The sequence below is a fragment of the Saccharopolyspora sp. NPDC049357 genome, from assembly GCF_040677225.1.
In the GTDB taxonomy this organism is placed as follows: Bacteria; Actinomycetota; Actinomycetes; order Mycobacteriales; family Pseudonocardiaceae; genus Saccharopolyspora.
In genome coordinates this window covers 13,871-39,438 of the sequence record NZ_JBFAQJ010000017.1, presented here as the reverse complement: position 1 = coordinate 39,438, position 25,568 = coordinate 13,871, and the positions used below count along the sequence as shown (strand labels likewise).

The 25,568-nt window shown below is 70.8% G+C and carries 22 protein-coding genes; 7 read left to right on the top strand and 15 right to left on the bottom strand.

Translation table 11 applies throughout. The annotated features are described in order from the left end of the window. Positions 1–43 precede the first annotated feature (43 nt). Entirely contained in the window at positions 44–1,690 is a 1,647-nt protein-coding gene (locus tag AB0J91_RS16505) for a UDP-N-acetylmuramoyl-L-alanyl-D-glutamate--2,6-diaminopimelate ligase (protein ID WP_363869425.1), read from the bottom strand. Positions 1,691–1,950: 260 nt separating this feature from the next. Here AB0J91_RS16505 and AB0J91_RS16500 point away from each other — a divergent pair, with 260 nt between their 5' ends. Next, the gene (locus AB0J91_RS16500) at positions 1,951–2,466 is read left to right on the top strand and encodes a CHAP domain-containing protein (RefSeq protein WP_363869236.1); all 516 of its coding nucleotides are present in this window, start codon (positions 1,951–1,953) and stop codon (positions 2,464–2,466) included. A gap of 279 nt (positions 2,467–2,745) precedes the next feature. On the opposite strand, the gene AB0J91_RS16495 is transcribed toward AB0J91_RS16500, so the two are convergent. Continuing rightward, on the bottom strand, positions 2,746–4,464 hold the full coding sequence (locus tag AB0J91_RS16495; RefSeq protein WP_363869233.1) for an IlvD/Edd family dehydratase: 1,719 nt from the start codon (positions 4,462–4,464) through the stop codon (positions 2,746–2,748). Between the two features lie 200 nt (positions 4,465–4,664). On the opposite strand from AB0J91_RS16495, the gene AB0J91_RS16490 reads away from it, so the two are divergent. Next, positions 4,665–6,008 carry an MFS transporter gene (locus AB0J91_RS16490; protein WP_363869230.1) on the top strand — a complete coding sequence of 448 codons (1,344 nt, stop codon included), beginning with the start codon at positions 4,665–4,667 and terminating at the stop codon, positions 6,006–6,008. A gap of 138 nt (positions 6,009–6,146) precedes the next feature. Here AB0J91_RS16490 and AB0J91_RS16485 read toward each other — a convergent pair whose 3' ends face one another. From AB0J91_RS16485 to mraZ, 4 genes are all read right to left on the bottom strand, one after another. Next, positions 6,147–7,991: a penicillin-binding protein 2 gene (locus AB0J91_RS16485; protein WP_363869227.1), complete on the bottom strand. Its 1,845-nt coding sequence runs from the start codon at positions 7,989–7,991 to the stop codon at positions 6,147–6,149. Beyond that, positions 7,991–8,725, bottom strand: a complete 735-nt coding sequence (locus AB0J91_RS16480; RefSeq protein WP_363789149.1) for a hypothetical protein — start codon at positions 8,723–8,725, stop codon at positions 7,991–7,993. Before AB0J91_RS16480 ends, AB0J91_RS16485 begins: the two co-directional genes overlap by 1 nt. Continuing rightward, the gene (gene rsmH, locus AB0J91_RS16475) at positions 8,722–9,720 is read right to left on the bottom strand and encodes a 16S rRNA (cytosine(1402)-N(4))-methyltransferase RsmH (RefSeq protein ID WP_363869224.1); all 999 of its coding nucleotides are present in this window, start codon (positions 9,718–9,720) and stop codon (positions 8,722–8,724) included. The genes AB0J91_RS16480 and rsmH overlap by 4 nt, the downstream gene beginning before the upstream one ends. A gap of 210 nt (positions 9,721–9,930) precedes the next feature. After that, positions 9,931–10,362 (bottom strand): division/cell wall cluster transcriptional repressor MraZ, encoded by a 432-nt coding sequence (gene mraZ / locus AB0J91_RS16470; protein WP_363789147.1) that lies wholly within the window; start codon positions 10,360–10,362, stop codon positions 9,931–9,933. 582 nt (positions 10,363–10,944) lie between these two features. Here mraZ and AB0J91_RS16465 point away from each other — a divergent pair. The 3 genes from AB0J91_RS16465 to AB0J91_RS16455 are packed head-to-tail and all read left to right on the top strand — an operon-like array spanning position 10,945 to position 15,405. Then, positions 10,945–11,904, top strand: coding sequence for a MoxR family ATPase (locus tag AB0J91_RS16465; protein ID WP_363869422.1), 960 nt, complete (start codon positions 10,945–10,947; stop codon positions 11,902–11,904). Between the two features lies 1 nt (position 11,905). Beyond that, on the top strand, positions 11,906–13,156 hold the full coding sequence (locus AB0J91_RS16460; protein ID WP_363869221.1) for a DUF58 domain-containing protein: 1,251 nt from the start codon (positions 11,906–11,908) through the stop codon (positions 13,154–13,156). Next, positions 13,153–15,405, top strand: coding sequence for a transglutaminaseTgpA domain-containing protein (locus AB0J91_RS16455; protein ID WP_363869218.1), 2,253 nt, complete (start codon positions 13,153–13,155; stop codon positions 15,403–15,405). Before AB0J91_RS16460 ends, AB0J91_RS16455 begins: the two co-directional genes overlap by 4 nt. 84 nt (positions 15,406–15,489) lie before the next feature. Here AB0J91_RS16455 and AB0J91_RS16450 read toward each other — a convergent pair whose 3' ends face one another. Both AB0J91_RS16450 and AB0J91_RS16445 read right to left on the bottom strand, forming a co-directional pair. Then, positions 15,490–15,909, bottom strand: a complete 420-nt coding sequence (locus AB0J91_RS16450) for a DUF3040 domain-containing protein (protein WP_363789144.1) — start codon at positions 15,907–15,909, stop codon at positions 15,490–15,492. A 293-nt stretch (positions 15,910–16,202) separates the two neighbouring features. Then, on the bottom strand, positions 16,203–16,931 hold the full coding sequence (locus tag AB0J91_RS16445; RefSeq protein WP_363789143.1) for a class I SAM-dependent methyltransferase: 729 nt from the start codon (positions 16,929–16,931) through the stop codon (positions 16,203–16,205). A gap of 116 nt (positions 16,932–17,047) precedes the next feature. Between AB0J91_RS16445 and AB0J91_RS16440 the strand changes: the two genes are divergently transcribed. Beyond that, on the top strand, positions 17,048–17,878 hold the full coding sequence (locus tag AB0J91_RS16440) for a ParA family protein (RefSeq protein ID WP_363789142.1): 831 nt from the start codon (positions 17,048–17,050) through the stop codon (positions 17,876–17,878). Between the two features lie 4 nt (positions 17,879–17,882). Next, positions 17,883–18,662, top strand: coding sequence for a DNA-formamidopyrimidine glycosylase family protein (locus AB0J91_RS16435; protein WP_363869214.1), 780 nt, complete (start codon positions 17,883–17,885; stop codon positions 18,660–18,662). A gap of 182 nt (positions 18,663–18,844) precedes the next feature. On the opposite strand, the gene AB0J91_RS16430 is transcribed toward AB0J91_RS16435, so the two are convergent. From AB0J91_RS16430 to rimO, 7 genes are all read right to left on the bottom strand, one after another. Beyond that, positions 18,845–20,113 carry a solute carrier family 23 protein gene (locus AB0J91_RS16430; protein ID WP_363869211.1) on the bottom strand — a complete coding sequence of 423 codons (1,269 nt, stop codon included), beginning with the start codon at positions 20,111–20,113 and terminating at the stop codon, positions 18,845–18,847. A gap of 161 nt (positions 20,114–20,274) precedes the next feature. After that, complete coding sequence (locus AB0J91_RS16425; RefSeq protein ID WP_363869208.1) at positions 20,275–21,087, bottom strand: hypothetical protein; 813 nt, start codon at positions 21,085–21,087, stop codon at positions 20,275–20,277. Between the two features lie 16 nt (positions 21,088–21,103). Continuing rightward, the gene (locus AB0J91_RS16420; RefSeq protein WP_363789138.1) at positions 21,104–21,934 is read right to left on the bottom strand and encodes a PspA/IM30 family protein; all 831 of its coding nucleotides are present in this window, start codon (positions 21,932–21,934) and stop codon (positions 21,104–21,106) included. A gap of 406 nt (positions 21,935–22,340) precedes the next feature. Beyond that, complete coding sequence (locus AB0J91_RS16415) at positions 22,341–22,772, bottom strand: helix-turn-helix transcriptional regulator (protein ID WP_363789137.1); 432 nt, start codon at positions 22,770–22,772, stop codon at positions 22,341–22,343. Between the two features lie 206 nt (positions 22,773–22,978). Beyond that, positions 22,979–23,470, bottom strand: a complete 492-nt coding sequence (locus AB0J91_RS16410; RefSeq protein WP_363869205.1) for a CinA family protein — start codon at positions 23,468–23,470, stop codon at positions 22,979–22,981. After that, on the bottom strand, positions 23,467–24,057 hold the full coding sequence (pgsA, locus tag AB0J91_RS16405) for a CDP-diacylglycerol--glycerol-3-phosphate 3-phosphatidyltransferase (RefSeq protein ID WP_363789135.1): 591 nt from the start codon (positions 24,055–24,057) through the stop codon (positions 23,467–23,469). Before pgsA ends, AB0J91_RS16410 begins: the two co-directional genes overlap by 4 nt. Then, positions 24,054–25,472: a 30S ribosomal protein S12 methylthiotransferase RimO gene (gene rimO, locus AB0J91_RS16400; RefSeq protein ID WP_363869202.1), complete on the bottom strand. Its 1,419-nt coding sequence runs from the start codon at positions 25,470–25,472 to the stop codon at positions 24,054–24,056. Before rimO ends, pgsA begins: the two co-directional genes overlap by 4 nt. Positions 25,473–25,568 lie beyond the last annotated feature (96 nt).

Below are 25,568 nucleotides of genomic sequence, written 5' to 3'. Positions count from 1 at the left end.
TCACCCGGCCTCCTGATCTGCTGCTTCGCCAGCGTTTCGGCGCTCACGCGCCCGCTGTCGTGTCCCGCCCCCGACGATCTTGGGTTTCTTCGTTGTGGCCAAGCCTATGGCGCAGCGCGGCGGCCAGCTCCTCCCGGTCCGAGAAGGGGTGCACCACGCCCGCCACATCCTGTCCTGTCTCGTGGCCCTTGCCCGCGACGACCACGATGTCGCCGGGCTTGGCACGTTCGACCGCCGCGATGATGGCCGCTCGGCGGTCGCCGATCTCGATCACCTCACCACGCTCGCCGGTGGGCACCTCCTGGGCCCCCGCCAGCATCGCGGCCCGGATGTCGGCCGGGTCCTCGCTCCGCGGATTGTCGTCGGTGACGATCAGCAGTTCCGACCGCCGTGCGGCGGCCTCGCCCATCAGCGGGCGCTTGGCGGTGTCCCGGTCACCTCCGCAGCCGAGCACGACGACGACGTCGCCGTCGACCTGCGCTCGCGCGGCGTCCAGCACGGCCGAAACCGCACCAGGTTTGTGCGAGTAGTCCACCACAGCGGTGAAGTCCTGCCCCAGCGCGACACGCTCCATCCGACCGGGCACGTCGACCTCGGCGAGGCCCTTCTCGATCGCGACCAGCGGGACGTCGGCGGCGTGCAGCACACCGATCGCCAGCAGCGCGTTCGCGACGTTGAACGGGCCGGGAAGGCGCAGCCGGATCGGCATCTCGATGCCGCCGGGACCGTGCGCGGTGAAGGTCTGCTCACCGGTCGGGTAGGCGGTGACGTCGGTGGCGGTCCAGTCGGCGCCGGTGCTCTCGGTGGAGACGGTGACCGTGCCGGCGGTGACCAGCCTGCGACCCCAGTCGCCGTCCACGCAGACCACCTCGCGCTCGGCGCGCCCGTCGAACAGCAGCGCCTTGGCCTGGAAGTAGTCCTCCAGGTCGCGGTGGAAGTCCAGGTGGTCCTGGGAGAGGTTGCTGAAGGCCCCGACGGCGAAGCGGGTGCCCGACACGCGGCCCATGGCCAGCGCGTGGCTGGAGACCTCCATGGCGACCGTGGTCACGTCGTGCTCGACCATCACCGCCAGCAGCGCCTGCAGGTCGGGGGCCTCGGGCGTGGTGAACGCGCTGTCCAGGCGCTCACCGGCGATCCGGGTCTCCACCGTGCCGATCTGGCCGGTGGTGAGGCCGGCGGCGTTGAGCGCGGATTCCAGCAGGTAGCTGGTGGTCGTCTTGCCGGAGGTGCCGGTGACGCCGAGGATCTTCAGCTTGCTGGACGGGTCCCCGTAGATCAGCGCCGACGCCCTGCCCAGGACGCCGCGCGGGTCGTCGTGCTCCAGCAGCACCACGCGGCCCGCGCGGACCGCGGGATGCTCGGTCAGGTTCGCGCGGAGGATTCCGTCGGCGTCGGTGAGCACCGCGTGCGCGCCCGCGTCGAGCGCCTGCTCGGCGAAGTCGGCGCCGTGCACGCGGATGCCGGGTAGGGCGGCGAAGAGGTCGCCGGGACGCACGTGTTGAGCGCGGAGTGTGGCACCGGTGACCGCCGTTTCGAAGGCGGGATGACCAGGTACGCGCACCACGCGCGCGCCGATTTCATCGGCGAGCTTGTTGATCTGCACCGGCTCGACGCGGGTGGGTCGAGGCGGGGCAGTCGCGACCGCGGAAGGCACGTCGCGCAAGGCTACCGGTAGCACTGTCGGCCGCATCTCCATGGTCGCCCACCCGTTCGGCGGCACGACCGTTGCGCTGAACCGAGCAGTGGCGCTCCGGGCGCTGCGCGGTTCGGGACGCGCGTTTCGACGCCCCGTGCACGCCCGTTCCGAAGCGTGACGGACGCCGGGCAGGTTGTCCGCTTTCAGGCTCGGCAGGCGCCGTGGCGAGAAGTGGACGCACCCCTGGCTCACGACATTCCGGACCTATAACGTTCCGATGCCCGTTGGAGATTCACCAGTCTCTGGAGGAAGTCGTGAGAAACCATCGTCCCGGCCGCGTGGCCGCCACCGGTCTCGCCGCCGCACTGCTCCTCGCTCCGCTGACCGCCCAGAGCGCGTCGGCCGCGCCCGCGCCGACCGCCGAACCCGCCGCCACCGCACCGGCCGCCGTCACCCCGCTCGACGCCGGCGACGGCACCGCCCAGGGCGCCGTCGAGTGGTACGAGGCCCACGCGGGAGACACCTCCTACGAGGGCATGTGCGAGATGGCCGCCGAGAACGCCTGGGGCGTCACCGGCGTCTGGCCCTCCGCCATCGACCACTGGAACGGCGCGGTCGCCGCGGGCAAGGCCCACACCGACGGCTCCACTCCCCCGGCCGGCGCCTTCGTCTACTGGAACATCAGCGAGTACGGCCACGTCGGCATCGCCGACGGCAACGGCGGCTTCCACAGCAGCAGCGTCAACGGCGCCATCGGCCACGCCGACAGCACCTCCTACTTCAGCGACTACCTCGGCTGGAGCGACCCGCAGGTCCCCGCCGGCCTCTGACACCACCAGCCCCTTCGAATTTCGCGCGAAATTCGAACGCCGAAGTTCCGACTCAAATTTCGCGCGAAATTCGTAAGGCACCCCTCCTGACCACGCACTTCCCGCCGAGACGGAGGCGCGCTGGGACTTCGCGCGGACGTCCGGGCGACCGGAGGATTTGAACTTCGCCCGAAATTCGGGGGCTGAAGTTCGGACTCGAAATTCGCGCGAAATTCGAACGCCACGCGCCTGACCGCGCTGAGCGTCCGGGTAGGTCGCTCAGCGCGGTTCGTCGCTCGGTCAGTGGCCGTCGCGGGGGACGTAGCTGCCGGACTTGCCGACGAGGAAGTCCAGGTCGGCACCGTCGGACGCCTGCAGGACGTGGTCGTAGTAGAGCCGCTGCCAACCGCGCTCGTAGGGGTTGTCCGGGTCCTTCCACTCGGCCTGGCGGCGCTGGAGCTCCTCGTCCGGGATCTCCAGGTCCAGCCGCCGGTTGGGCACGTCGATGCTGATGGTGTCGCCGGTGCGGACGAAGGCCAGCGGTCCTCCGGCCGCGGCCTCGGGCGTGACGTGCAGGACGACGGTGCCGTAGGCGGTACCGCTCATCCGGCCGTCGGAGATGCGGACGATGTCGTCGAACCCGGCGTCCTGCACCTTCTTCGGCACCGGGACGTTGGCGACCTCGGGCATCCCCGGGTAGCCCTTCGGCCCGGCGTTGCGGACCACCAGCACGGTGTTCTCGTCGACGTCGAGATCGTCGTCCTTGCACACCGCGTAGTACTCGTCGACGTCCTCGAACACCATCGCCGTGCCCCGGTGCACCAGCAGCCGGGGCGAGGCTGCGGACTGCTTGATCACGGCACCACCGGGCGCGAGCGATCCGCGCAGCACCGCGGTGCCGGTGCCCACGGCCTGGAACGGCTCGTCGAAGGAGGTGATGACCTCGCGGTTGTGCACCTCGGCGTCGGCGATGTTCTCGCCCATCGTCTTGCCGTTGACGGTGATCGCCTCGCGATCCACCAGTCCGCCGAGCTCCTTGAGGACGGCGGGCAGCCCGCCCGCGTAGCAGAAGTCCTCCATCAGGAACTTGCCGCTGGGCTGCAGGTTCACCAGCGTCGGCACCTCGCGGGTGTCGAGGTCGAAGTCGTCGACGGTGAGCTCCACGCCGACCCGCTTGGCGATCGCGATCAGGTGCACCACGGCGTTGGTGGAGCCGCCGATGGCGGCGTTGGCGCGGATGGCGTTGCGGAACGCCTCGCGGGTGAGGATGTCGGAGGGCTTGAGGTCCTCGGAAACCATCTCCACGATCCGCTGCCCGGTCTGCTGGGCGGTGGCGTAGCGGCGGGCGTCCACGGCGGGCCAGGACGCGGCGTAGGGCAGCTGCATGCCCAGCGCCTCGACGACGCAGGCCATGGTCGAGGCGGTGCCCATCGTCATGCAGTGCCCGTTGGAGCGGGACATGCAGCCCTCGATGAAGTAGCACTCCTCCTGGTCGATGCGACCCGCGACCAGGTCGGCCTCGGCCTGCCACACGGCGGTGCCGGAGCCGATGTCGGTTCCCCGGTACTTGCCGTTGAGCATCGGTCCGCCGGTGAGCATCACGGCGGGCAGGTCGACGCTGGAGGCCGCCATCAGCAGCCCCGGAGTGGTCTTGTCGCAACCGGACAGCAGCACCAGGCCGTCGAGCGGGTTGGCGCGGATGGTCTCCTCGGCCTGCATGGCCAGCAGGTTGCGGTAGAGCATGGTGGTCGGCCGCATCAGCGTCTCGCCGAGCGCCATGTTGGGGAATTCCAGGGGGAATCCACCCGCCTGCCACACCCCGCGCTTCACCGATTCGGCGATGCGCTGCTGGTGGGCGTTGCACGGGGCCAGCTCCGACCAGGTCGTGCCGATGCCGATGACCGGCCGCCCGTCGAACACCTCGTCGCTGTAGCCCTGGTTCTTCACCCAGGAACGAGCGGTCATGCCTGCTCGCCCGTAGGCCCCGAACCAGCTGGCGCTGCGCCGCGGCGTGCTCATCGCGTCCTCCCGAGCTGTGGTTTCCAGCGGATGGAAGGGACGTAACCAGCTCGTGCGGCAGCGCGCAATAGCCCATCCGCAATACCGAACAGTGGTTGCCATTTCGAACGGGACCGTTGACGCCGCCGAGCGGCGCTCCTACGCTCGTGATCCAAATCACGAACAACGTTCGACATACCGAACCTCGACGAGGAGGCACGGTGCGATCCGACGCCCCGGCGCTGCGCGCAGCGGTACGGCGAGTCATGGTCCGACTGATCCCGTTCCTGTTCCTGATGTACGTCATCGCGTTCCTGGACCGCGTCAACATCGGCTTCGCCAAGGAGGAGTTCCAGGCGCACGCCGGCATCTCCGAGGCCGCGTACGCGCTCGGCGCGGGCCTGTTCTTCATCGGCTACGCGCTGTTCGAAGTCCCCAGCAACCTGATCATGACGCGGGTGGGTGCCCGCTGGTGGATGTGCCGGATCATGGTCACCTGGGGACTCATCTCGGCGGCGATGTCGCTGGTCAACAGCGAGTTCCTGTTCTACCTGCTGCGCTTCCTGCTCGGCGTGGCCGAAGCCGGGTTCTTCCCTGGCGTGATCCTCTACATCACCTACTGGGTTCCGCACGCCTACCGCGCCCGCTGCAACGCGCTGTTCTACTTCGGCATCCCGCTGGCCTCCGTGCTCGGCGCACCGCTGTCGGGCGCACTGCTGGAGCTCGACGGCGCGGCCGGGTTCCTGGGCTGGCAGTGGATGTTCGCCGTCGAGGGCCTGATCGCCTGCGTCGTGGGCGTGTGGGCGTTCTTCTACCTCGACGACTCCCCCGCCCACGCCAAGTGGCTCACCGAGGAGCAGCGCACCACCCTGCAAGCCGCGCTGGACGCCGAGGACGAGGCGAAGCGAGGACCGCACCGGCTGCTCTCGGCCCTGGTGGACCTCCGGGTGCTGTACTTCTGCCTGATCTACTTCCTGATCCAGTGCAGCGTCTACGGCATGACCTTCTACCTGCCGACGCAGGTGTCCGAAGCCGTGGGCAGCGAGGTCGGACTGCTGGTCGGGCTGGTCACGGCGATCCCGTGGACCGTGGCGCTGGTGGTCAACATCGTGGTCAACACGGCCGCGGACCGCCTGGCCCAGCCGAAGAAGCGCTTCGTCGCGGCCGCCTGCGTCGCCGTCGGCTCGGTCGGCATCGCGGCCTCCGCGGCCTTCAGCAACCCGGTCCTGGCCATCGCGGGCCTGTCGGTGGCCGCGGCCGGCTACATCACAGTTCAGCCGGTCTTCTGGACCTTCCCGGCCGCCTACCTGACGGGAACCGCCGCGGCGGCCGGCATCGGCCTCATCAACTCGCTGGGCAACCTGGGCGGCTTCGTCGCCCCGGTCGCCAAGACCTGGGTCGAATCCACCCTCGACTCCGACGCGGCAGGCCTCTACCTCCTCGCCCTCTGCGGTTTCGCCGCAGCAGCCCTCTTCCTCACCCTCACCAAGTCCGAAGACCCCACCACGACGAGGTCCACGACCCCGCAGAACGCCCGAAGCCCGAAGAACCTCGAGCCGAACTGACCCGCGGTGGGCGGTTCTGGTCCGAACTGACCGTGCACAGCAGACATGATCATGTGTCGGTTCGGACCAAAACTGCCCCCTGCCAACACACCACACCACCGAACCGCCCTCCCCGAAGGGGGAGAGCCGGTTGGAGGTTCACTCAGGGAGCTGGAGCGTCTGCATCGGGGCCTGCTCCTTGGACAGCGGGATCTGGTAGCGCTGGGTGAGGGAACTGGCGATGGTGTTGAACAGCGGTGCCGCCGAGCTGGATTCGCGGGAACCGGACGGGGCGTCGAGCATCAGACCGACCACGAACCGCGGATCGTCCGCCGGAACCATGCCTGCGAACGTGATCCAGTACTTGGACTGGCTGTAGCAGCGGCACGCGGGATCGATCTGCTGCGCCGTACCGGTCTTGCCCGACACCTGGTAGCCCGGCATCGCGGCGGCGGGGCCGGTGCCGTCGTCGGCGCTGCCAGGACCGTTCTGCACCACCGAGCGCAGCATGTCCTTGACGGTGTGCGCGGTCTGCGGGCTCACGACCCGGACCGGTTCCGGACGCGGCCGTTCGATCCTCGTTCCGTCCGGACCGATCTCGGCCTCGATGATGCGCGGCGGCATGCGGACGCCGTCGTTGGCGATCGCCTGGTACATGCCCGCCATCTGCAGCACGGTCATCGAGAGCCCCTGCCCGATGGGCAGGTTCGCGAAGGTCGAGCCCGACCACTTCTCGCGCGGGAGCAGGCTGCCCCCGCTCTCGCCGGGCAGGCCGATGCCGGTCAGCTTGCCGAGCCCGAACGCCTTGGCCAGGTCGTACCACCGCTGCTCGCCGAGCTGCTGGGCGACCATCAGCGTCCCCACGTTGGAGGACTTGCCGAGCACGCCGGCGAAGGTCAGCCCGATGGTGCCGTGCTCCCACGCGTCACCCACCGTGCGGTCGGCGACCTCGATGCTGCCCGGCACCTGCAGCACCGTCTCGGGCTTGACCACGCCCTGCTCGATCGCGCCCGCCGCGGTGATCAGCTTGTTGACCGAGCCGGGCTCGAAGGGCGTGGTGACCGCCGGGTTGCCGAGGTTGCCGACCCACGGGCCGCGCGGGTCGAAGGTCTTGTCGTTGGCCAGCGCGTAGACCTCACCGGTCTTGGCGTCGAGGACCACCGCGCTCGCGCTCTTGGCACCCGCGCGGACGGCGTAGTCGGAGACCGCCTGCTGCACCATGTGCTGCAGGTCGGAGTCCAGCGTCAACTGCACGTCCGAACCGGGGGTGGCCGGTTCCAGCTCTCGCTCGGTGCCGGGGATGACCAGGCTCGACCCCATCGCGGTGTCGGAGACCTTGGTGCCGTTGCGACCGGCGAGGACCTTGTTCATCGCCAGTTCCAGGCCGATCTGGCCCTGGACCTTGCGCTCGTCCATCCGCCAGTTCGCCGCGCCTATGACGTTGGCCGCCAGGTTGCCCGCCGGGTACTCGCGGGTGGCGCGGTACTCGGCGCCGATGTGCGGGTACTTCTCGGTGATCAGGTTGGCTTGGCTGGGATCGATCTCGGGGCCGAAGTAGGTGAACGCGGCGTCCTTGAACAGCGCGTCCAGCACCTCCTGCTCGGTGATCTGGCCGGGCAACGTCTTGGCGATGAACCGGGCGATGTCCTGCTTGTGCTGCACCGAGGTCGGCTTGCTCGGATCCTTGGCGTGCTGCTCGTCGAAAGCCTGCGTGAGCTGGCGCGGGTTGGCGTAGAGCTGGCGCGCTTCGCTGGAGAAGGCGAGCACGTTGGAGTTGCGGTCCACGATGGACCCGCGTTCGGCGGGGATCGCGTCCTTGGTGATCCGCTGCTTCTCGGCCTGGCTGGACAGCTCACCGGCTTCCACGCCCTGCACCTGGACCAGCTTGGCCCCGGTGACCAGCAACGCGATCACCATGAGCAACCGCCCGACCAACAACCGCCGGTTGCTTCCGGCGACGTTGGTGCGGGCGGTGCGACCTCGTGCTTGGGGCCTGCGCGGCATCAGCGCCCCATCGCCTGCGCTTGGGCCGGGTCGTTCTGCGGCGCGGTCTGCGGGGCCGCCGGCGGAACCGGCTGACCGGGCACGACCGCCTGACCCTGCGCGGCCGGCGGCGCGGGCGGGGCGGGCGGCGGCGGTGCGGTGGCCTTCTCCGGCTCACCGACGACCACGACCGAACCGTCCGGCTGCGGCACCAGGTGCGCCGGCGCCGGGGCCTTGACCATGCCGAGCTCCTGCTCGGCGCGGCGCTGGATCTCCGGCGTCGAACCCATCGTGCTGACGTCGCGCTGCAGCTGCTCCTTGCGCTCGTTGAGCGCGTTGACCCGGGATTCGCCCTCCTGCAGCTGGTAGCTGCCGCTGACCGCCGAGATCGACAGCCACAGCGTCGCCGCCAGGCCGGTGGCCAGCACGACCATCACGACCACGACCAGCGGCAGCCGGGCCAGCGTCGAGACCCGGTCGTGCACCAGCTGCTTGGCGCGCGGCATGGCCGCGACGGGACGTCGTTCCTCGATGCCCTGCCGGACCTGGCGCGGACGCCGGGCCGACTGCTCGCGGCGCTCCTCGCGACGCGCGTAGGCGCGCTCGGCGGCGGCCGAGCGGGTGCGGCGCTTGTCAGCCTTCTTGGGCGGCGGCTTCAGCCCCGTCGGCTGAGGTGCCGTGCGGGTCTTCTCGACGGTCTCGGCCTGGGCGCTGTCGGTCCGTGAAGCCGCGTTGGCACGTGCAGGTGCAGTCATGTCGCCTCCTCGCCGTTGCCCCCGCGGATCCGCTCGGCGGCGCGCAGCCGCACCGAAGCCGCCCTGGGGTTGGTTTCTCTCTCGTCCTCACCGGCCTGCTCGGAACCCCGGGTGAGCAGCCGGAATTCCGGCCCGTGCCCGGGGAGTTCGACCGGCAGGTCGACCGGGGTGCGGGACTTCACGCGATCGGCGAGCTCCCGCTTGGTGATCTTGTCCTCCAGCGAGTGGTAGGACATGACCGCGATCCGACCGCCCACGGCCAGCGACTCCAGAGCCGCGGGCAGCGCCCGCTCCAGCACGTCGAGCTCGGCGTTGACCTCGATGCGCAGCGCCTGGAAGGTGCGCTTGGCCGGGTGCCCTCCGGTGCGCCGGCTGGCGGCCGGGACCGCGTTGTAGAGCAGCTCGACCAGCCGTGCGCTGTTGCTGAACGGTTCCTTGTCGCGCTCGCGCAGGATCGCCGAGGCGATCTTGCCCGCGAACTTCTCCTCGCCGTAGACCCGCAGCACCCGCGCCAGGTCCTCGTGCGCGTAGGTGTTGAGGACGTCGGCGGCGGTGCGCGGCGCACCGGGATCCATCCGCATGTCCAGGGGCGCGTCCTGCGAGTAGGCGAAACCGCGGTCGGCCTCGTCCAGCTGCAACGAGGACACGCCCAGGTCGAACAGCGCAGCGTCCACAGCGGACAGTCCGAGCTCGTCGAGCACCCGGTCCCACTCGTCGTAGACCGCGTGCATTAGGTGGATCCGGTCGGCGTACGGCGCCAGCCGCTCGCCCGCCAGGCGCAGCGCGTCCGGGTCGCGGTCGAGCCCGACCAGCGTCAACCCCGGGTGCGCGGCGAGCATCGCCTCGGAGTGCCCGCCCATGCCCAGCGTGGCGTCGACGACCACCGCCCCGTCCCGGGACAGCGCAGGCGCGAGCAGCTCCAGCGTGCGCTCCAACAGCACCGGCACGTGCCTGTCGCGGGCGGAACCGCCCGTCTCATGCGGCTTGTCGGCCACTGCGGTCCCTCCCTCCCGCGTGCCGTTCTTGCTCATAACCAGCGATCGGCGCGCACTCAGCAGTGCGCACCGACCGTCGCAGCGTTGATCCCCCTCTTGCGCCGGATCCCGTCAGGTCCCCGCCCGCCCGTCGCTTCCTGGTACCGGGGAAGATGCACCAGGAGGCGAAAGCCGAGCGGACCGAGGCCTCACGAAACCCGACCGTCGCGCTCAGAACACGCCGGGCAGCACCTCCTCGCGAGCCTGGGCGTAGCCCTCCTCGTGCTCGTCGAGGTAGCTCTGCCACCTCTCCGCCTCCCAGATCTCCAGGCGGGTGATCGCGCCGATGACCACGCACTCCTTGTTCAGCTCCGCGTAGCGCCGCAGCTCCGGCGCGATGGAGATCCGCCCCTGCCCGTCGGGCCGCTGCTCGTCGGTTCCGGCGAACAGGTACCGCTGGTAGGCGCGAACCGCCTCGTTGGTGAACGGAGCCTCGGCGACCTTGCGCGCCATCTGCTCGAACTCGTCGCGCGGGAAGACGTAGAGGCAGTGGTCCTGACCTTTGGTGACCATCAGACCCCCAGCCAGTGCGTCCCGGAACTTCGCCGGCAGCGTCAAGCGCCCCTTGTCGTCGAGCTTGGGGTGATGGGTGCCGAGAAACATCCCGGTCCACCTCCCCCGGCCCGGATCGCCCCTGCCGACGACTGGTCCCCACGCCGATCCGACGCGGAGTCAACTGCCGACGAAGGCAGCAGGACCCCCTTTTGCCCCACCGCGCCCCACAGTACCCCACTTCGCTCCACCGTCAACACGAAACGCCCCCTTCACCCTGGCGAGGTCGCGACTGTTTTCGCAGGTAGCACGCCGTGGGGGCGGAGTGGGGGAAAACGGGGGCGCCGCTGTGCCCCCACCCCACCACGCACCACCGCCGGTCCACCAGCCACGATGAGTGGGAAATTCGCGAAAACCGCCGGTCAGCACGCGTGTAGATCAACTAGTCGGGCAGGCGGTTATGCTCAGGTCCGTTCGATGTTCGGCAGCCGCCGGGCATCGGTGGTGGGGTGAAGTGGGGGCAGTGCCGCCTCCCGCTCCGCCAGCCCGGTCCGGGTGTCCTCCCGGCACCCCCGGTCTGCGGGCCAGACATGACCGGGAGGGCGCAATCCAGGAGGTGGCGTGACGCCGAAAACCCAGCTGACCGGTGCCGTCGGACCAACGACCGATGGGCCCGTCGCCGCCGCGCCCGGCATCGATCACGTGCACGGGACCATCCAGCGCATCGCCGCCAACGTCGAGCAGGTCCTCGTCGGCAAGCCCGAGGTGGTCCGGATCGCGCTGGTCACCATGCTCGCCGAGGGCCACCTGCTGGTCGAGGACGTCCCCGGGGTGGGCAAGACCTCGCTGGCCAAGGCCCTCGCGCGCTCGATCGACTGCACCGTCAGCCGCATCCAGTTCACCCCGGACCTGTTGCCCAGCGACATCACCGGCGTGTCCATCTACAACCGGCAGACCGAGAGCTTCGAGTTTCGGCCGGGCCCGGTGTTCGCCAACATCGTGGTGGGCGACGAGATCAACCGCGCCTCGCCGAAGACCCAGTCGGCGCTGCTGGAGTGCATGGAGGAGCAGCAGGTCACCGTCGACGGCGACACCTACGCGCTCGGCTCGCCGTTCATGGTCATCGCGACGCAGAACCCGGTCGAGATGGAGGGCACCTACGCCCTCCCGGAAGCCCAGCGCGACCGGTTCACCGCGCGGGTGTCGATCGGCTACCCCGACGCCAAGGCCGAGCTGGCGATGGTCGACGAGCACTCCGGGCACGACCCGCTGAGCCAGCTGCGCCCGGCCGCCGACGCCGCAGAGGTGCAGGAGCTGCTGCGCGTGGTCTCCCAGGTGCACACCTCCACCGACATCCGCCGCTACGCGATCGAGCTGGTCACCGCGACCCGCAACCTCGCCGAGCTGCGGCTGGGCGCCTCGCCGCGCTCGACGCTGCAACTCGTGCGGGCCGCCCGCGCGCAGGCCGCGCTGGCCGGCCGCGACTTCGTCATCCCCGACGACCTGCAGGCCGTGGCCGTCCCGGTCCTGGCGCACCGGCTGGTGCTGACGAGCGAAGCCCGCGCCGCCCGCCGCTCGGCGACCGACCTGGTGCGGCAGCTGCTGGAGCGCATCCCGGTGCCGCGCGGCGACACGCACGACGAACGAGGCTGACATGCTTTCCGGGCTGACCATCCGCGGTCGCTGCCTGCTGGCCGCGGGCGTGGCAGCCGGGATCTGCGCGCTGGTCCTCGACGAGCGGGACCTGCTGCGGGTCTCGGCGTTCGTGATCGCCTTGCCGCTGCTGGCCCTGGCGCTGTCCGGCCAGGTCAGGTTCGGGGTGGCGGCCCGGCGGGTGATCGATCCACCGCGCGTGGAGGTCGGATCGCGGGCTGACGTGCAGCTGCACATCAGCGGCAGCGGCCGGTTGCCCGCCGACGGGCTGGTCCTGGAGGACGGCACCCCGCACGCGCTGGGCGGCCGCCCCCGGTTCCGGCTGCCGATCGTGCCCCGCCACGGCGGCCAGGTGCTGACCTACTCGGTGATCCCGGCGCTGCGCGGCATCCACCACATCGGACCGCTGCGCACCTGGATCGGCGATCCGTTCGGACTGGCCCTGTTCGACCGCGAGCTGGCAGGGCGCTCCCGGCTGGTGGCCACGCCGCAGGTCGTCCAGCTGGCCGGGCTGCCCGCCGGATCCGGGCTGGGCACCGGCGAGGACGGCACCGCGCGGCTGCGCGCCGGGCACGGCGAGGACGACGCGATGGTCCGCCAGTACCGGCAGGGCGACGACATCCGCCGGGTGCACTGGAAGTCGACCGCGCGACGCGACGAGCTCATGGTGCGGGTGGAGGAACGACCCTGGCACGGTGGCGTCACGGTGCTGCTGGACCGGCGTTCGGCCGCGCACCGGGGCAACGGCGCGGGCAACAGCGTCGAGTGGGCGATCTCCGCGGTCGCCAGCATCTGCCTGCACCTGGCCCAGCACGGCCAGCAGGTCCGGCTGGTCACCGAGGACGGGCATCCGCTGACCCGCAACATCGGCGGCGACGACGGCGGGCGGGACGAAGCGCTGCTGGACTCGCTGGCCGCCGTGCGCCCGTCCCCGCAACGCGATCTGGAGTGCAGCCGCGACCCCGGCGACGGGCACGAGCTCATCGCGGTGCTCGGCGAGACCACCACCGCCGCCGTCGCGGAGCTGACCAAGCTGCGCCCGCAGGAGACCCGCAGCATCGCGGTGCTGCTCGCGGTCCGGTCGTGGAACGGCGACGGCGCGGGCAACGACGTGGACGACGCCGCGCGCAGGCTGCGCGCGGCGGGCTGGACCGTCGTGGTGGCCGACGGCCCGCGCACGCCGATCAGCGAGGTGTGGCGGGAGCTGTGCGGGCAGACCAAGGCAGGCGACACCGCGGGAATGATGCAGTGAGCACCGACGAGACCGGTTCCCTCGACACCTCGCTGGTCGCCGCTGCGGCGGGAGCGGTGGCCGTCATGTGCGCCTCGGCGGCGTTCGCCGGGGTGCTCGCGGACCTGCGCTGGCTGCTGCCCGCGCTGATCACGGTCGCGGCCGTCGTGGGCGCCGGCGTGCTGGGCAGGCACCTGAGCTGGCCGAACGTGGGCATCGCGGCCGGGCAGCTGACCGTGCTGCTGGTGACGTTGACCGTTCTGTTCGCGGGGTCCAGCGCGTTCCTCGGGGTGCTGCCGGGACCCGCCGCGCTCGGCGAGCTGGCCCGGCTGCTGGGCGGCACCAGGGAGCTGATCAGCACCGGGGTGCCGCCGGTGGCGGCCGAACCGCCGCTGCAGGCGCTGGTGTGCCTCGGCCTGGGCGTGGTGGCGCTGCTGGTGGATCTGATCGCGGTGGGCATCGGCACGCCCGCGGTGACGGGCCTGGTGCTGCTGTGCGTGTTCGCGATCCCGGCGTCGTTGTCGGACCGGATGCTGCCGTGGTGGTCGTTCGCGCTGGGCGGTGCCGGATACGCGCTGCTGCTCGCCTCCGGTGGCCATCACCGCAGGTGGCGGCGTTACGAGGAGCCGGACCGGGTCGCCTACGCGCTGTTCGGCCGGACCACCTCCGTGGTCGCGGGCACGGCCGGGGTGATCGCGGTGCTGGCCGGTTCGGTGTTCACCGGGGTCGGCACCGAGGGCCGGCTGCCGGGTTCGGTCCCCGAGGAGTTCGGCGGGACCGACGGGATCGGGCTGCAGCCGTTCACCTCGCTGCGCGGACAGCTCAACCGCGACCAGGTGGTCGAGCTCTTCCGCGTCCGGGGGTTGCAGCAGGACAGCTACCTGCGCGCGATGACGCTGCGCAAGTTCGACCCGCGTTCCGGCTGGCAGCTCGACGGCCTGACGCAGGGCGTCGACGCGAACGCCCCGCTGCCGCTGCCGGAGGGCACCACCATCGGACGCGGCAGGCCCGAGCGGATCGAGGTGCAGCCGATCGGATACCGCGACCCGTGGCTACCGGTGTTCGGCACGCCGGTCGCGGTGTCGGGCATGGGCCGGAACTGGCGGTACGACCCGGCCGCGGGGATCGTGTTCACCCAGACCAACCAGGAGACCCGGCCCTACACGCAGCAGGTGATCGTCCCGGATCCCTCGCCGGAGGAGCTGCGCGCCGCGCGCGGGCCGATGCCGATCGACCCCACCTACGTCGACGCCTCGGGCATCGCGCCGGGGGTCGCCGATCTCGCGCGGCGGCTGACCGAGAACGCGCCCACCGAGTTCGACAAGGCCGTGGCGGTCAACCGGTACTTCACCGACCCCGCCAACGGGTTTCGCTACGACCTGACCACGGCCCCCGCGACCGGGCAGGACGCGCTGAGCGACTTCCTGTTCCGGGGCAAGCGCGGGTTCTGCGAGCAGTACGCCTCGTCGATGGCGGTGCTGCTGCGCTCGATCGGCATCCCGTCGCGCGTGGCGGTCGGCTTCACCGCCGGCTACCAGGACGGCACCGAGCAGGTCATCACCACCGAGGACGCGCACGCCTGGGTGGAGGCGTACTTCCCCGGCTGGGGCTGGCAGACCTTCGACCCGACGCCGCTCAGCGACGGCCGCACCGCGCTGCCGCAGTTCCTCGACACCGCGCTGCACCCGCCGCAGGCGCCCGCCCCGCTGCCCGGTCAGCCGCAGCCCGCCCCCGAACAGGGAGCACCGGTTCCGCCCGCGGCCGGGCCGCAGCCCGACCAGCCCGACGCCCGCGACGTGCCCGAGCAGCGCCGCGAGCCGGCCGATCGCAGCTGGTCGGTGGTGGTGCTGGTGCTGATCGCGCTGGGGGCCTGCGCGGGCGCGGCGACGCCGTTGGCGGTGCGCGAGATCCGCCGCGGCCAGCGCCTCCAGGCGATCACCGAGGGCCGCGCGGGTGCGGCGGACACCGCGTGGCGGGAGGTGCTGGACGAGTTCCGGGATCGCGGCTACCAGCCGCGCGACACGCACACGGCCCGGCAGCTCGCCGACCGGCTGGCCAAGGACCACGACCTGGACGCGACGGGGGCCGACGCGCTGAAACAGCTGGTCAAGGCCGTCGAGCGGGAGTGGTACGCGCCCGCCTCCCAGGCGGACGGCACCCTGCCGGAGACGCTGAAGGCGATCAGCGCGAGCCTCCGGCAGAACGCTCCCCTGGACCTGCGCTCCCGCCTCTTCCCGCGCTCGGCGCTGCCCCCGTGGCGCACCTCCTGAGGGCCGGCCGGAACCGCTGCCCGCACGCACGAAGATCGCCGCCGGGTCCTCATGGGGCCCGGCGGCGATCGTCGATGTGGGGTTCTACTGCTCGAAGCGCTTGCGGAAGCGCTCCTCCATGCGTTGGGCCAGCGATCCGCGCCCGGAGGCACGGCCGGAACCACGCTTCGGCTTGTCCCCGCCGCCGCTCTTGTCATCCGTGGCCTCGGCGTCATCGCCGCCACCGCGCAACGCGGACAGGACGATCACGGCTCCGCCGAACATCACGAGGAAGCCGACCACGCTCAACACCGGGATCTCCGCCGGTCGGAGGGCGGGGATCACCGCGCCGACGACCAGCAGAGCAAGGCCCAGCACGAAGACGGCGATGCCCTGCAAACGCCGACGTCGGGATGGGCGTTGTAGCCGTCCTCCGCGCACGGTGGAGGCGAACTTGGGGTCCTCGGCGTAGAGCGCGCGCTCGATCTGCTCGAGCTGTCGCTGCTCGTGCTCGGAGAGTGGCATGACTCCTCCTCCGGCACAGGTTCTCGGTGGCGCCGGGCTTGCCGACCGGCGAACGCTTGGGGGCGTCACCACTGAGGATACGGTTCCAGAGACGCGACGACTACCCGGTCCGGCCACCGGAAACCTGCGACATTGCGGACATCGTCGGTTCGGGGCTGTGATCGACATCTTCCACGAGGTCAACGACCAGCGGTAATCAGCCGAGGCACCCAGGGTAGTCGCGGTCAGTGATCATTTTGTCACCTGTACGGCCGATCTTCGAAATTTCCGAAACCGCACGGTCCGCCCTGGTCTCAGCCGGGCTTCCGAGCGATCGCGTGCAGCCGGGTGGCGATGTCGCGCAGCGGCGAGCGGGTGGCCGCGGCCTGCTCCAGCTCCGCGACGGCGTCGGCGGTGCGCGGGTTGTCGTCGGTGACCGAGCCCGGCACGAGGTCGCTCAGCGCCCCCTGGCCCTGGACGAGCTCGACGGTGAACCCGCCTGCGCTCAGCGACCGCTGGAGCCCGTCGGTGTCGAACCGGCGCTGCAGGGTCTCCGATCCGGCGTCCAGGACGCCGTCGGCATCGTTGAGCAGCCGCAGCGCCTCCCCGACGCGGCCCGCCAGCGCCCGGCCGAGGACCGCCGCGTAGCGGTTGGCGACCAGCACCGACACCGCTCCGCCGGGGGCGGTGGAGGAGGCCAGCGCCGCGATGGCGGCGTCGACGTCGTCGACGACCTCCAGCAGACCGTGGGCGAGGACGAGGTCCGCACCACCGTCGGGGCTGAGCGCGGCGAGGGCTTCGGTGTCCCCTTGCAGCGGGGTGACGCGATCGGCGACCCCGGCGTCCTCGGCGCGGCGCTGCAGAGTCGCCAGAGCGTTGGGGCTGGGATCGATGACGGTCACCGCGCAGCCCGCTTCGGCCAGCGGCACCGCCCACACGCCGCTGCCGCCGCCGACGTCGAGCACGCGCGGTCGGCGGCCGAGCCGCTGCGCCGCGTCGGCGATCTCGGTTTCCAGCACCTGGTGGACGGCGTCCGATCTCATGCCAAAAGCGTAATGCCGGGCGAGCCGAGATCCGCAACGGCGTGCCGCACCAGGACCGCCTGGGCAAAACACGGCCAGCACTGCTCATGTCGACGTCGGTTCCGTAGGCTGACCGCGTGCAGACGGTTGCGGTGCTGAGTCTCAAGGGTGGCGTGGGCAAGACGACCGTGGTGCTCGGGCTTGCCTCGGCCGCCATGCGGCGCGGGGTTCGGACGCTGGTGGTCGATCTCGACCCGCAGTGCAACGCCACGGCCGCCCTGGAACCGGAGAAGACCGCGAAGGGTCTGAGCGATGTCCTCGCCGATCCCGGCCCGGAGGTGTTGCGGGCCGCGGTGACCGGCAGTTCGTGGGGCGACGAGGTCGACGTGCTGGTGGGTTCGGAGGACGCCGAGAGCCTCAACGGGCACGCCGACGGCGACCACCTGTCCCGGCTCGACGACGCGCTGTCCGAATTGGACGATCTGATCGCCGAGGGCGAGCTCCCCTACCAGCTGGTGCTGCTGGACTGCCCGCCGTCGCTGGGCCGGCTGACCCGGTCCGCGCTGGTGGCGGCCGACCGAGCGCTGCTGGTGACCGAGCCGACGATCTTCGCGGTGTCCGGTGTTCAGCGCGCTTTCGAGGCGGTCCAGGCCGAGCGCGCCACCAACCCGGACCTCCAGCCGCTGGGCGTGGTGGTCAACCGGGTGCGGCCGAGGTCGCACGAGCACCAGTACCGCATCGACGAGCTCCGGGACATCTTCGGCCCGCTGGTGATGCCGGTCGCGCTGCCGGACCGGCTCGCGGTTCAGCAGGCCCAGGGCGCGTGCATGCCGATCCACCAGTGGGGCACGCCGGGCGCTCGCGAGGTCGCGCTGGCGTTCAACCTCATCCTCGCCCGCACGCTGCGCGCGGGCCGGACCCGCCGTCCGGAGCCCGAGGACGAGGACTTCGCCGAGGAAGCCGAGTGACCCGGTGCCCGAGGGCGACACGGTCTTCCTCGCCTGCCACCGGCTGAACGAGGCCCTGGCCGGGCGGGAGCTGATCCGCGGCGAGATCCGGCACCCCCGCCTGTCCACTGTGGAGCTGAAGGGCCGGGTGGTGAACGAGGTCCGCCCGGCGGGCAAGCACCTGCTGATCCGCTTCGAGCACGGCCGCACGCTGCACAACCACCTGAGGATGGACGGCGCCTGGCACCTGTACCCGCCGAGCGGCCGGTGGCGGCGTCCCGGACATCAGGCGCGCGCGATCCTGGCGACGGCCGACCGGGTCGCGGTCGGCTTCGCCCTGCACGACCTGCGTTGGCTGCCCACCTCGCGCGAGTCGGAGCTCATCGGGCACCTGGGCCCGGATCTGCTGTCCCCGGACTGGGGTCCTGAGCAGGAGGACGAGGCGCTGCGCAGGCTCACCGCCGACCCGGACCGCGAGATCGGCCTGGCCCTGATGGATCAGCGGATCATGGCCGGCGTCGGGAACCTCTACAAGACCGAGGTCTGCTTCCTCCTCGGCCGCTCCCCCCGGACCCCGGTGGGCGAGATCGACGCCCGCGCGGCGGTCCGGCTCAGCCACGACCTCCTCCTGCGCAACGCCTGGCACCCGGAGCAGACCACGACCAAGAGCCTCCGCCGCGGCGATCAGCACTGGGTCTACGCCAGAAGGGCCTGCCTGCGCTGCGGAAACCCGGTCCGAAGAGGATCCCAGGGCCAACCCCCGGACCACCGCGTCACCTACCACTGCCCCCGCTGCCAACCCTGACCCCCGGATTTCAGTGGAAATCAGGACACGGATTTCAGTGGAAATCGGACACCCCCAGATTTCAGTGGAAATCAGGACATGGACTTCAGTGGAAATCGGAACCCCGGTTTCCACTGAAATCGGGAAAACGGGTGCGCGAGGGGTGTGTCCCCGGGGCCGAGGAACCAAGGGTGGGGTGCTGGTCAGGGGACGTTGCGGAGGTCTGCGAGGTTCCGCAGGAGGGGGTAGACGATGACGATCCCGATGGAGCCCCAGACGAGACCGGTGATGCGGAGGTCGCCGACGCTGAGCGTCAGATCGCCGACGCCGGCGATGACGGCCGTGCCGAGGACCGCGAGGTTGACGGGGTCGGCGAAGTCGACGCGGGCGTCGAGCCAGATCCGGACCCCGACCAGCGCGAGCATCCCGAACAGGACGAGCGTCGCTCCGCCGAGGACGCCCATCGGCACCGTGTTGATCAGGGCGGCGAGCTTCGGGGAGAACGACAGCACGATCGCCGACAGCGCCGCGACGAAGCAGGACGCCGTGGAGTAGACGCGCGTCGCGGCCATGACGCCGATGTTGGCCGCGTAGCTGCTCACCGCCGAGCCACCGGCCGAACCCGACAGCATCGTGGCCAGCCCACCGCCGATGAGCGCGTCACCGACGTAGGGGTCGAGATCGCGGCCCGACACGGCGGCGACCGCCTTGAGGTGCGCGACGTGCTCGGCGACCAGCACTATCGCCAGCGGAAGCACGAACGGCACCACCGAGACGTGCACCTGCGGCGTGATCATCTCCGGGAAGCCGATCCACGGCGCCGCGGCCAGCTCGGCGACCCGCTCGGGCACCAGCTGCCCCATCCCGGCCGCGTACAGCCACCCCACCAGGACGCCGATCAGCACCGCCGCTCGTCCCGCCATGCCGCGGCTGATCACCGTCAGCAGCACGACGGTTCCCAGCGTCAGAGCGGCGGGAACCCGCTGCTGGTCGAAGGACGAGACGGACTGCGGGGCGAGGCTGAGCCCGATCATGAGCACGATCGCGCCGGTGACCACGGGCGGCATCGCGGTCTCCAGCAGGCGCACGCCCAGCGCCTTGACGGCGACGCCGAAGGCCAGCACCACCAGTCCGACCACCATGATCCCGCCGAGCAGGGCCGCCGGACCGGCGCCGACCTCGCTGACCGCGGCGCTCATCGGCACCACGAACGCCACCGAGGAACCCAGGTAGCTCGGCACCCGGTTGCGGGTGATCACCAGGAACAGCAGCGTGCCCACACCGGACAGCAGCAGGGTGGTGGCGACCGGGAATCCGGTCAGCAGCGGCACGAGAGTGGTGGTGCCGAACATCGCGAGCAGGTGCTGCACGCCGAAGCCGATCGTGAGCGGCCAGCTCAGGCGCTCCTCGGAGGAAACGACGGAATCGCGCAGCAGTCGTCGACCGTTGCCGTGCACGGCCCACAACGCCACATTGGCCTCCCCGAGCCACCGTTCAGGTGGAACTACTGTCACGGCATGTGATGACTGGGGAAAGATTACTATTCGGCATCACGCAATCAAGGCACCCGGTCCGTCGAATGTGAGAAATTATCGACTACCACTAGTGATGCGCATGCAGCGCGTGGTGAAGATCAGTGCTGACTGGACCCGTCCACTTCGCCGAAGACCTCGCGCATCCCGGCGGCAAGACCGGCCAACCGGTCCGTGGCGTCCTGCAGCAGGTGCCGCTGCTCACCCGAACCGCTCGCGGCCACCGCGCGCCCGGCCGCGGCCACCACGCCGCCGTAGCCCGACACGCCCTCGTCCAGCTCCGCCCGCAGGCGGTCGACGTCCGCGCGGAGCTCCTGCTGCTCGGCGGGCGGCGCGTAGCGCATCGCCGACTCCACCGCCACCAGCCGCTTGGCGCCCCGGCGCAGCTCCGCCGCAGCCGTGTCCGCCGTCGCCCGCGCCTCGGCCGCCGAAGCACCCGCACCGGCCGAGGTGAGCTCGACCAGCGCGTTGTTGAGCGTCTGCTCCGCCTCCCGCAACCGCTGCATCGGCGGTCGCGCGGCCGAACCCGGAGCCGGCAGGGGCTCGCCGGCGGTGGACTCCGGCAGCGGCGTGTTCTTCAACTTCCGGTACTTCAAGCCGGCGCTGACCGCGCCCACACCACCGGCCACGGCGACACCGCCGAGACCGACCGCGGCGGTCTCCCCGGCCCACTGCCAGAGGAAGACCGAATCCACGATCGGCGTCATCCACGAAGCGACGGCACCCAGCCCGAAGACACCGGCGGTGGCGCCGCTGGTGCCCGCGATCCGCTTGGCCGCCTTGCGCCGGCGGACCAGGCGGGCACGCGGATCGCGCCAGTCGGCCCACTTGCGCCGGACCTCGGTCGCCACCGGCCCGCGCAGGGTCTCCAGGGCCGCCTCGCCCAGTTGCGCGAGCTCCTGTTTCCGGGACATGGCGCCTCCGCCTCGATCAGGCCTGGTCAGCCTGCGGCTTCTCCTGCTTCTTCGTCTCGGCGGGGGTCTGCTCACCGCCGCTGGAGAGCTGCTGCTGCGCACCGCCGGTGACCTGCTGCTGCTCGCCGCCACCCATGGAGGCGCGCAGCTGGGCGAGGCGGCTGGCGCCGGCCGCGTCCACGGAGGCCTGCTCGACCTCCATCATCCGGCCCTGCACGCTGTTCTGCGCGAGCTCCGCCTCGCCGAGCGCGGTGGTGTAGCGGCGCTCGATCTTGTCCCGGACCTCGTCCAGCGAGGGCGTGTTGCCGGGAGCGGACACCTCGGTCATCGACTTCATCGACGCCGAGACCTGCTCCTGCATCTTGGCCTGCTCCAGCTGGCTGAGCAGCTTGGTGCGCTCGGCGATCTTCTGCTGCAGGACCTGCGCGTTGCGCTCGACGGCCTGCTTGGCCTGCTCGGCGGCACCCAGCGACTGGTCGTGCAGCGTCTTGAGGTCCTCGACGCCCTGCTCCGCGGTGACCAGCTGGCTGGCCAGCTGCGTCGCGGTCTCCTCGTACTTCTGGGCCTTGGCCTCGTCCCCTTCGGTGCGAGCCTGGTCGGCCATCACCAGCGCCTGCTTGGCCGAGGCCTGCAGCTTCTCGACCTCGCCGAGCTGGCGGTTCAGCTTCATCTCCAGCTGGCGCTGGTTGCCGATCACCGACGCGGCCTGCTGGGAGAGGCTCTGGTGCTGCCGCTGGGCCTCTTCGATGGCCTGCTGGATCTGCACCTTCGGGTCGGCGTGCTCGTCGACCTTCGACGAGAACGACGCCATCAGGTACTTCCAGGCCTTCACGAACGGGTTGGCCATCTCCTCCGCCTGCCTTCTCTCCGCTTGCCGGCTGCCCCCAGCCGATCTCTCGCCGATACAACGCATCAAGAGCCTCGGCTGGTTCCATCGTGTCAGGTAGTTGTGTCCGCTTCCACCAAACACGGCAGATCTCCGGGTATTTCCCGGACCGCTCAACGTTGATCGAACCAGCCCCGTCCGACCGCCGCCGCTCCGGGGGCATAACGGACATTGAACCGTGATCAACTAAAACCAGACCGCCCCGCGGGCCGGTGGCACGCGGGGCGGTCGGGTGTGTCGTCTCGTCAAGACCCTGTTGAGGACTGCGGCGGAGCCGCTGTTTCAGTTGTGGGACTCAACTCGCACCGCCGCAGGTTCTGCTACCCGCACCGCTGCGCGAAGCAACTCCTCAAAAGCTCATAGTCGTTCAGGCGGCCACTACCTGCTTGCGCACAGGAGCGCTGATGCGCTGGCTGAGCACCGGCTGAAGCCCCGCGCGGGCGTCACCGGCATCGGCGAACTGCTGCTCGGCGTCGGCGAGCTCGGCACCGATGAGGCTCGGCACCAGCTGACCACCGTCGAGGTCCGCGGTCGCCGGCTGCTCGACGACGGATGGCACGACCATCGTCCCGTCGAGGTCACCGGCCACGGTCACCAACAGCTCTGGCAGCGGCAGGTCCAAGGCATCACAGATCGAGGACAGCAGCTCACTGGACGCCTCCTTGCGGCCCCGTTCGACCTCGGACAGGTATCCGAGACTCACCCGGGCAGCGCGCGAAACGTCCCGCAACGTCCGAGACTGTGCGGTCCGGGCGCGGCGCAGCCGTTCACCGACCGCCTCCCGCAACAATACGGTCATCGCGCGCCTCCCTTCCTTCGTCGCCTTCCGCGTGCACTACGCGTGAACGCCCCCTACGTTACTCATCGATGGGCCGGAACGAGAACGATCGAGCGGAAGTCCGCCCAGGGCGAACGGTCCATGATCGATCGGCCTAGTCCTCGTTGGGCCATGTTTACGCAGCGCACAGCGCACGCGAACACATGACGACCCCTCCTGCAAATTGTTCAACGCAGCAGCGCGGCGAAGTGTTCCAGAGCCACCCGAACGGCCGCCGCGCGCACCGCGTGGCGATCACCGTCGAGCACCACCGTGCGCACCTGCGTTCCTCGCGGACCGGTAAAGCCCAGGTGAACGGTGCCGGGAGCGACTCCGTCCTGCGGATCCGGGCCCGCCACGCCGGTGAGCCCGATGCCCCAATCCGCTCCGCACCGACGCGACGCGCCGACGGCGAGTTGGGCTGCCACGTCCGGGTGAACCGCACCGTGCTCGGCGAGCAGGTCGGGGTCCACCCCGGCGAGCCGGTCCTTGAGGTCGGTGGCGTAGACGACGAGACCGCCGCGCACCACGGCGCTGGCGCCGGGCACCTCGGTCAGCGCCGCCGCGACGAGTCCCGCGGTGAGCGATTCCGCGGTCGCGACCGTCTCACCGCGCTGCCGCAGGGCCTCGATCAACGCCGCGACCTGCGAGAACGGCAGGCCGATGGGTTCGAGGATCATGCGCCGGCCCTCGCGTCGCCCGCGGCCCGCAGCCGCAGCGCGCGGATCACGTAGTCCAGGCCGGTCACGACGGTGGCGATCAGCGCGGCGGCGAGCACGATCCAGCGCGGGATGTCCATCCAGGAGCCCAGCGGCAGCAGGTAGAGCCCGATGGCGATGGCCTGCAGCAGCGTCTTGATCTTCCCGCCGTGGCTGGCCGCGATCACGCCGTGCCGGATCACCCAGAACCGCAGCAGGGTCACGCCCAGCTCGCGAACGATGATCACCCAGGTCGCCCACCACCACAGGTCGCCGAGCAGGCTCAGCCCGACCAGCGCGGCGCCGGTGAGCGCCTTGTCGGCGATCGGGTCGGCGATCTTGCCGAAGTCGGTGACCAGCCCGCGCTTGCGGGCGATCTCGCCGTCGATGCGGTCGGTGATGGAGGCCAGCGCGAACACACCGGTGGCGACCCAGCGCCACAGCTCGTCGTGCCCGTCGCCCCAGAACAGCGCGACCAGGAAGACCGGCACCAGCAGCAGCCGGGACATGGTCAGCACGTTGGCGATGTTGAGGACGGGCGCCTGCGGCGCCTGGCCTTCTGCCGTCATGGCTGCTCCCCGGACTTCTCCAGCGGTCGCACCACCAGGTCCACGCCTTCGCTGTCGATGACCTCGCAGCGCACCAGCTCACCGACCGCGAGCTCGTCGCACTCGACGATCAGGCATTCGCCGTCGACCTCGGGACCCTGGTGGTCGGCGCGGCCGATGACGTCGTCATCGTCGAAGCGCTCGACGATGACGCTGACCTCGGTGCCGATGCGGTCCTCGGCGCGCTGCGCGATCAGCTCGTCGGCCAGGGCGGTCAGCTGCTCGACGCGCTTGGCGACCACGTCCGGGTCGAGCTTGTCGTCGAAGCCCGCGGCCTCGGTGCCGTCCTCGTCGGAGTAGCCGAACACGCCGATGGCGTCGAGCCGGGCCCGGGTGAGGAAGTCCTGCAGCTCGGCGAAGTCCTCCTCGGTCTCACCGGGGAAGCCGACGATGAAGTTGCTGCGGATGCCCGCTTCCGGGGACAGTTCCCGGATCTGCTCGATGAGCTGCAGGAACGACTCGGTGGAGCCGAACCGGCGCATCCGGCGCAGCACGGACTCGCTGGAGTGCTGGAAGGAGAGGTCGAAGTAGCGCGCCACGCCGGGCGCGGAGGCGATGGTGCGCACCAGGCCCGGACGGGTCTCGGCGGGCTGCAGGTAGGACACCCGCACCCGCTCGACGCCGTCGAGCTCGGCAAGCCTCGGCAGCAGGGTTTCCAGCGCGCGCTGGTCGGAGAGGTCCTTGCCGTAGGAGGTGGAGTTCTCGCTGACCAGGAACAGCTCCTTGGCGCCGTTGCGGGCCAACCAGGCGCCTTCGCCGAGGATCTCCTCCGGCGGGCGGGACAGGAAGGAGCCCCGGAACGAGGGGATGGCGCAGAACGAGCAGCGGCGGTCGCATCCCGACGCGAGCTTGAGCGCGGCGACCGGAGAGTCGTCGAGCCTGCGGCGGGAGACCTCCCGCGCGGCGGGGACCCAGCCGTGACCGGGGACGGCGACCTCGGCCGCGGCGGCCGGGCGCGAGACCGGGCTGATCGGCAGCATCGTGCGCCGGTCCTGCGGCTGGTGGGGCTGCACGGCGCGACCGGCGAGCACGTCATCGAGCCGGTCGGCGAGGTTGTCGTAGTGGTCGAAGCCCAGGACGGCATCGGCTTCGGGCATCTGCTCGGCGAGTTCGGCGCCGTAGCGCTCGGCCATGCAGCCGACGGCGACGACCTTCGCGCCGGTGTCGGAGGCGGCCAGCAGCGTGTCCACGGAGTCCTTCTTGGCGGACTCGACGAAGCCGCAGGTGTTGACCACGACCACTTCGGCGTCGTCGGGTTCGACGAGGTCCCAGCCCCGGCCGTGCAGGTTGCCGGCGAGCTCCTCGGAATCGACCTCATTGCGGGCGCAACCGAGCGTGACCATGGCGACTCGGTGGTGTTGCTGCTCGGTTGACATACGCCGAGCCTAACGTCCCTGCCGTCGACCCTCGGCAACGAGCCTGCCACCGCAGAATACCTCCGAGTGGTGGCCAAGATTACGACTGTCCGGACG

Coding starts and splice junctions, on each gene's coding strand:
- mraZ (WP_363789147.1), bottom strand. CDS start 10,362: ATGTTTCTCGGCACCCATCACCCCAAGCTCGACGACAAGGGGCGCTTG.
- AB0J91_RS16505 (WP_363869425.1), bottom strand. CDS start 1,690: ATGCGGCCGACAGTGCTACCGGTAGCCTTGCGCGACGTGCCTTCCGCG.
- AB0J91_RS16410 (WP_363869205.1), bottom strand. CDS start 23,470: ATGATCCTCGAACCCATCGGCCTGCCGTTCTCGCAGGTCGCGGCGTTG.
- AB0J91_RS16495 (WP_363869233.1), bottom strand. CDS start 4,464: ATGAGCACGCCGCGGCGCAGCGCCAGCTGGTTCGGGGCCTACGGGCGA.
- rimO (WP_363869202.1), bottom strand. CDS start 25,472: ATGTCAACCGAGCAGCAACACCACCGAGTCGCCATGGTCACGCTCGGT.
- AB0J91_RS16460 (WP_363869221.1), top strand. CDS start 11,906: ATGCTTTCCGGGCTGACCATCCGCGGTCGCTGCCTGCTGGCCGCGGGC.
- AB0J91_RS16415 (WP_363789137.1), bottom strand. CDS start 22,772: ATGACCGTATTGTTGCGGGAGGCGGTCGGTGAACGGCTGCGCCGCGCC.
- pgsA (WP_363789135.1), bottom strand. CDS start 24,057: ATGACGGCAGAAGGCCAGGCGCCGCAGGCGCCCGTCCTCAACATCGCC.
- AB0J91_RS16485 (WP_363869227.1), bottom strand. CDS start 7,991: ATGCCGCGCAGGCCCCAAGCACGAGGTCGCACCGCCCGCACCAACGTC.
- AB0J91_RS16425 (WP_363869208.1), bottom strand. CDS start 21,087: ATGTCCCGGAAACAGGAGCTCGCGCAACTGGGCGAGGCGGCCCTGGAG.
- AB0J91_RS16480 (WP_363789149.1), bottom strand. CDS start 8,725: ATGACTGCACCTGCACGTGCCAACGCGGCTTCACGGACCGACAGCGCC.
- AB0J91_RS16450 (WP_363789144.1), bottom strand. CDS start 15,909: ATGCCACTCTCCGAGCACGAGCAGCGACAGCTCGAGCAGATCGAGCGC.
- AB0J91_RS16420 (WP_363789138.1), bottom strand. CDS start 21,934: ATGGCCAACCCGTTCGTGAAGGCCTGGAAGTACCTGATGGCGTCGTTC.
- AB0J91_RS16445 (WP_363789143.1), bottom strand. CDS start 16,931: ATGAGATCGGACGCCGTCCACCAGGTGCTGGAAACCGAGATCGCCGAC.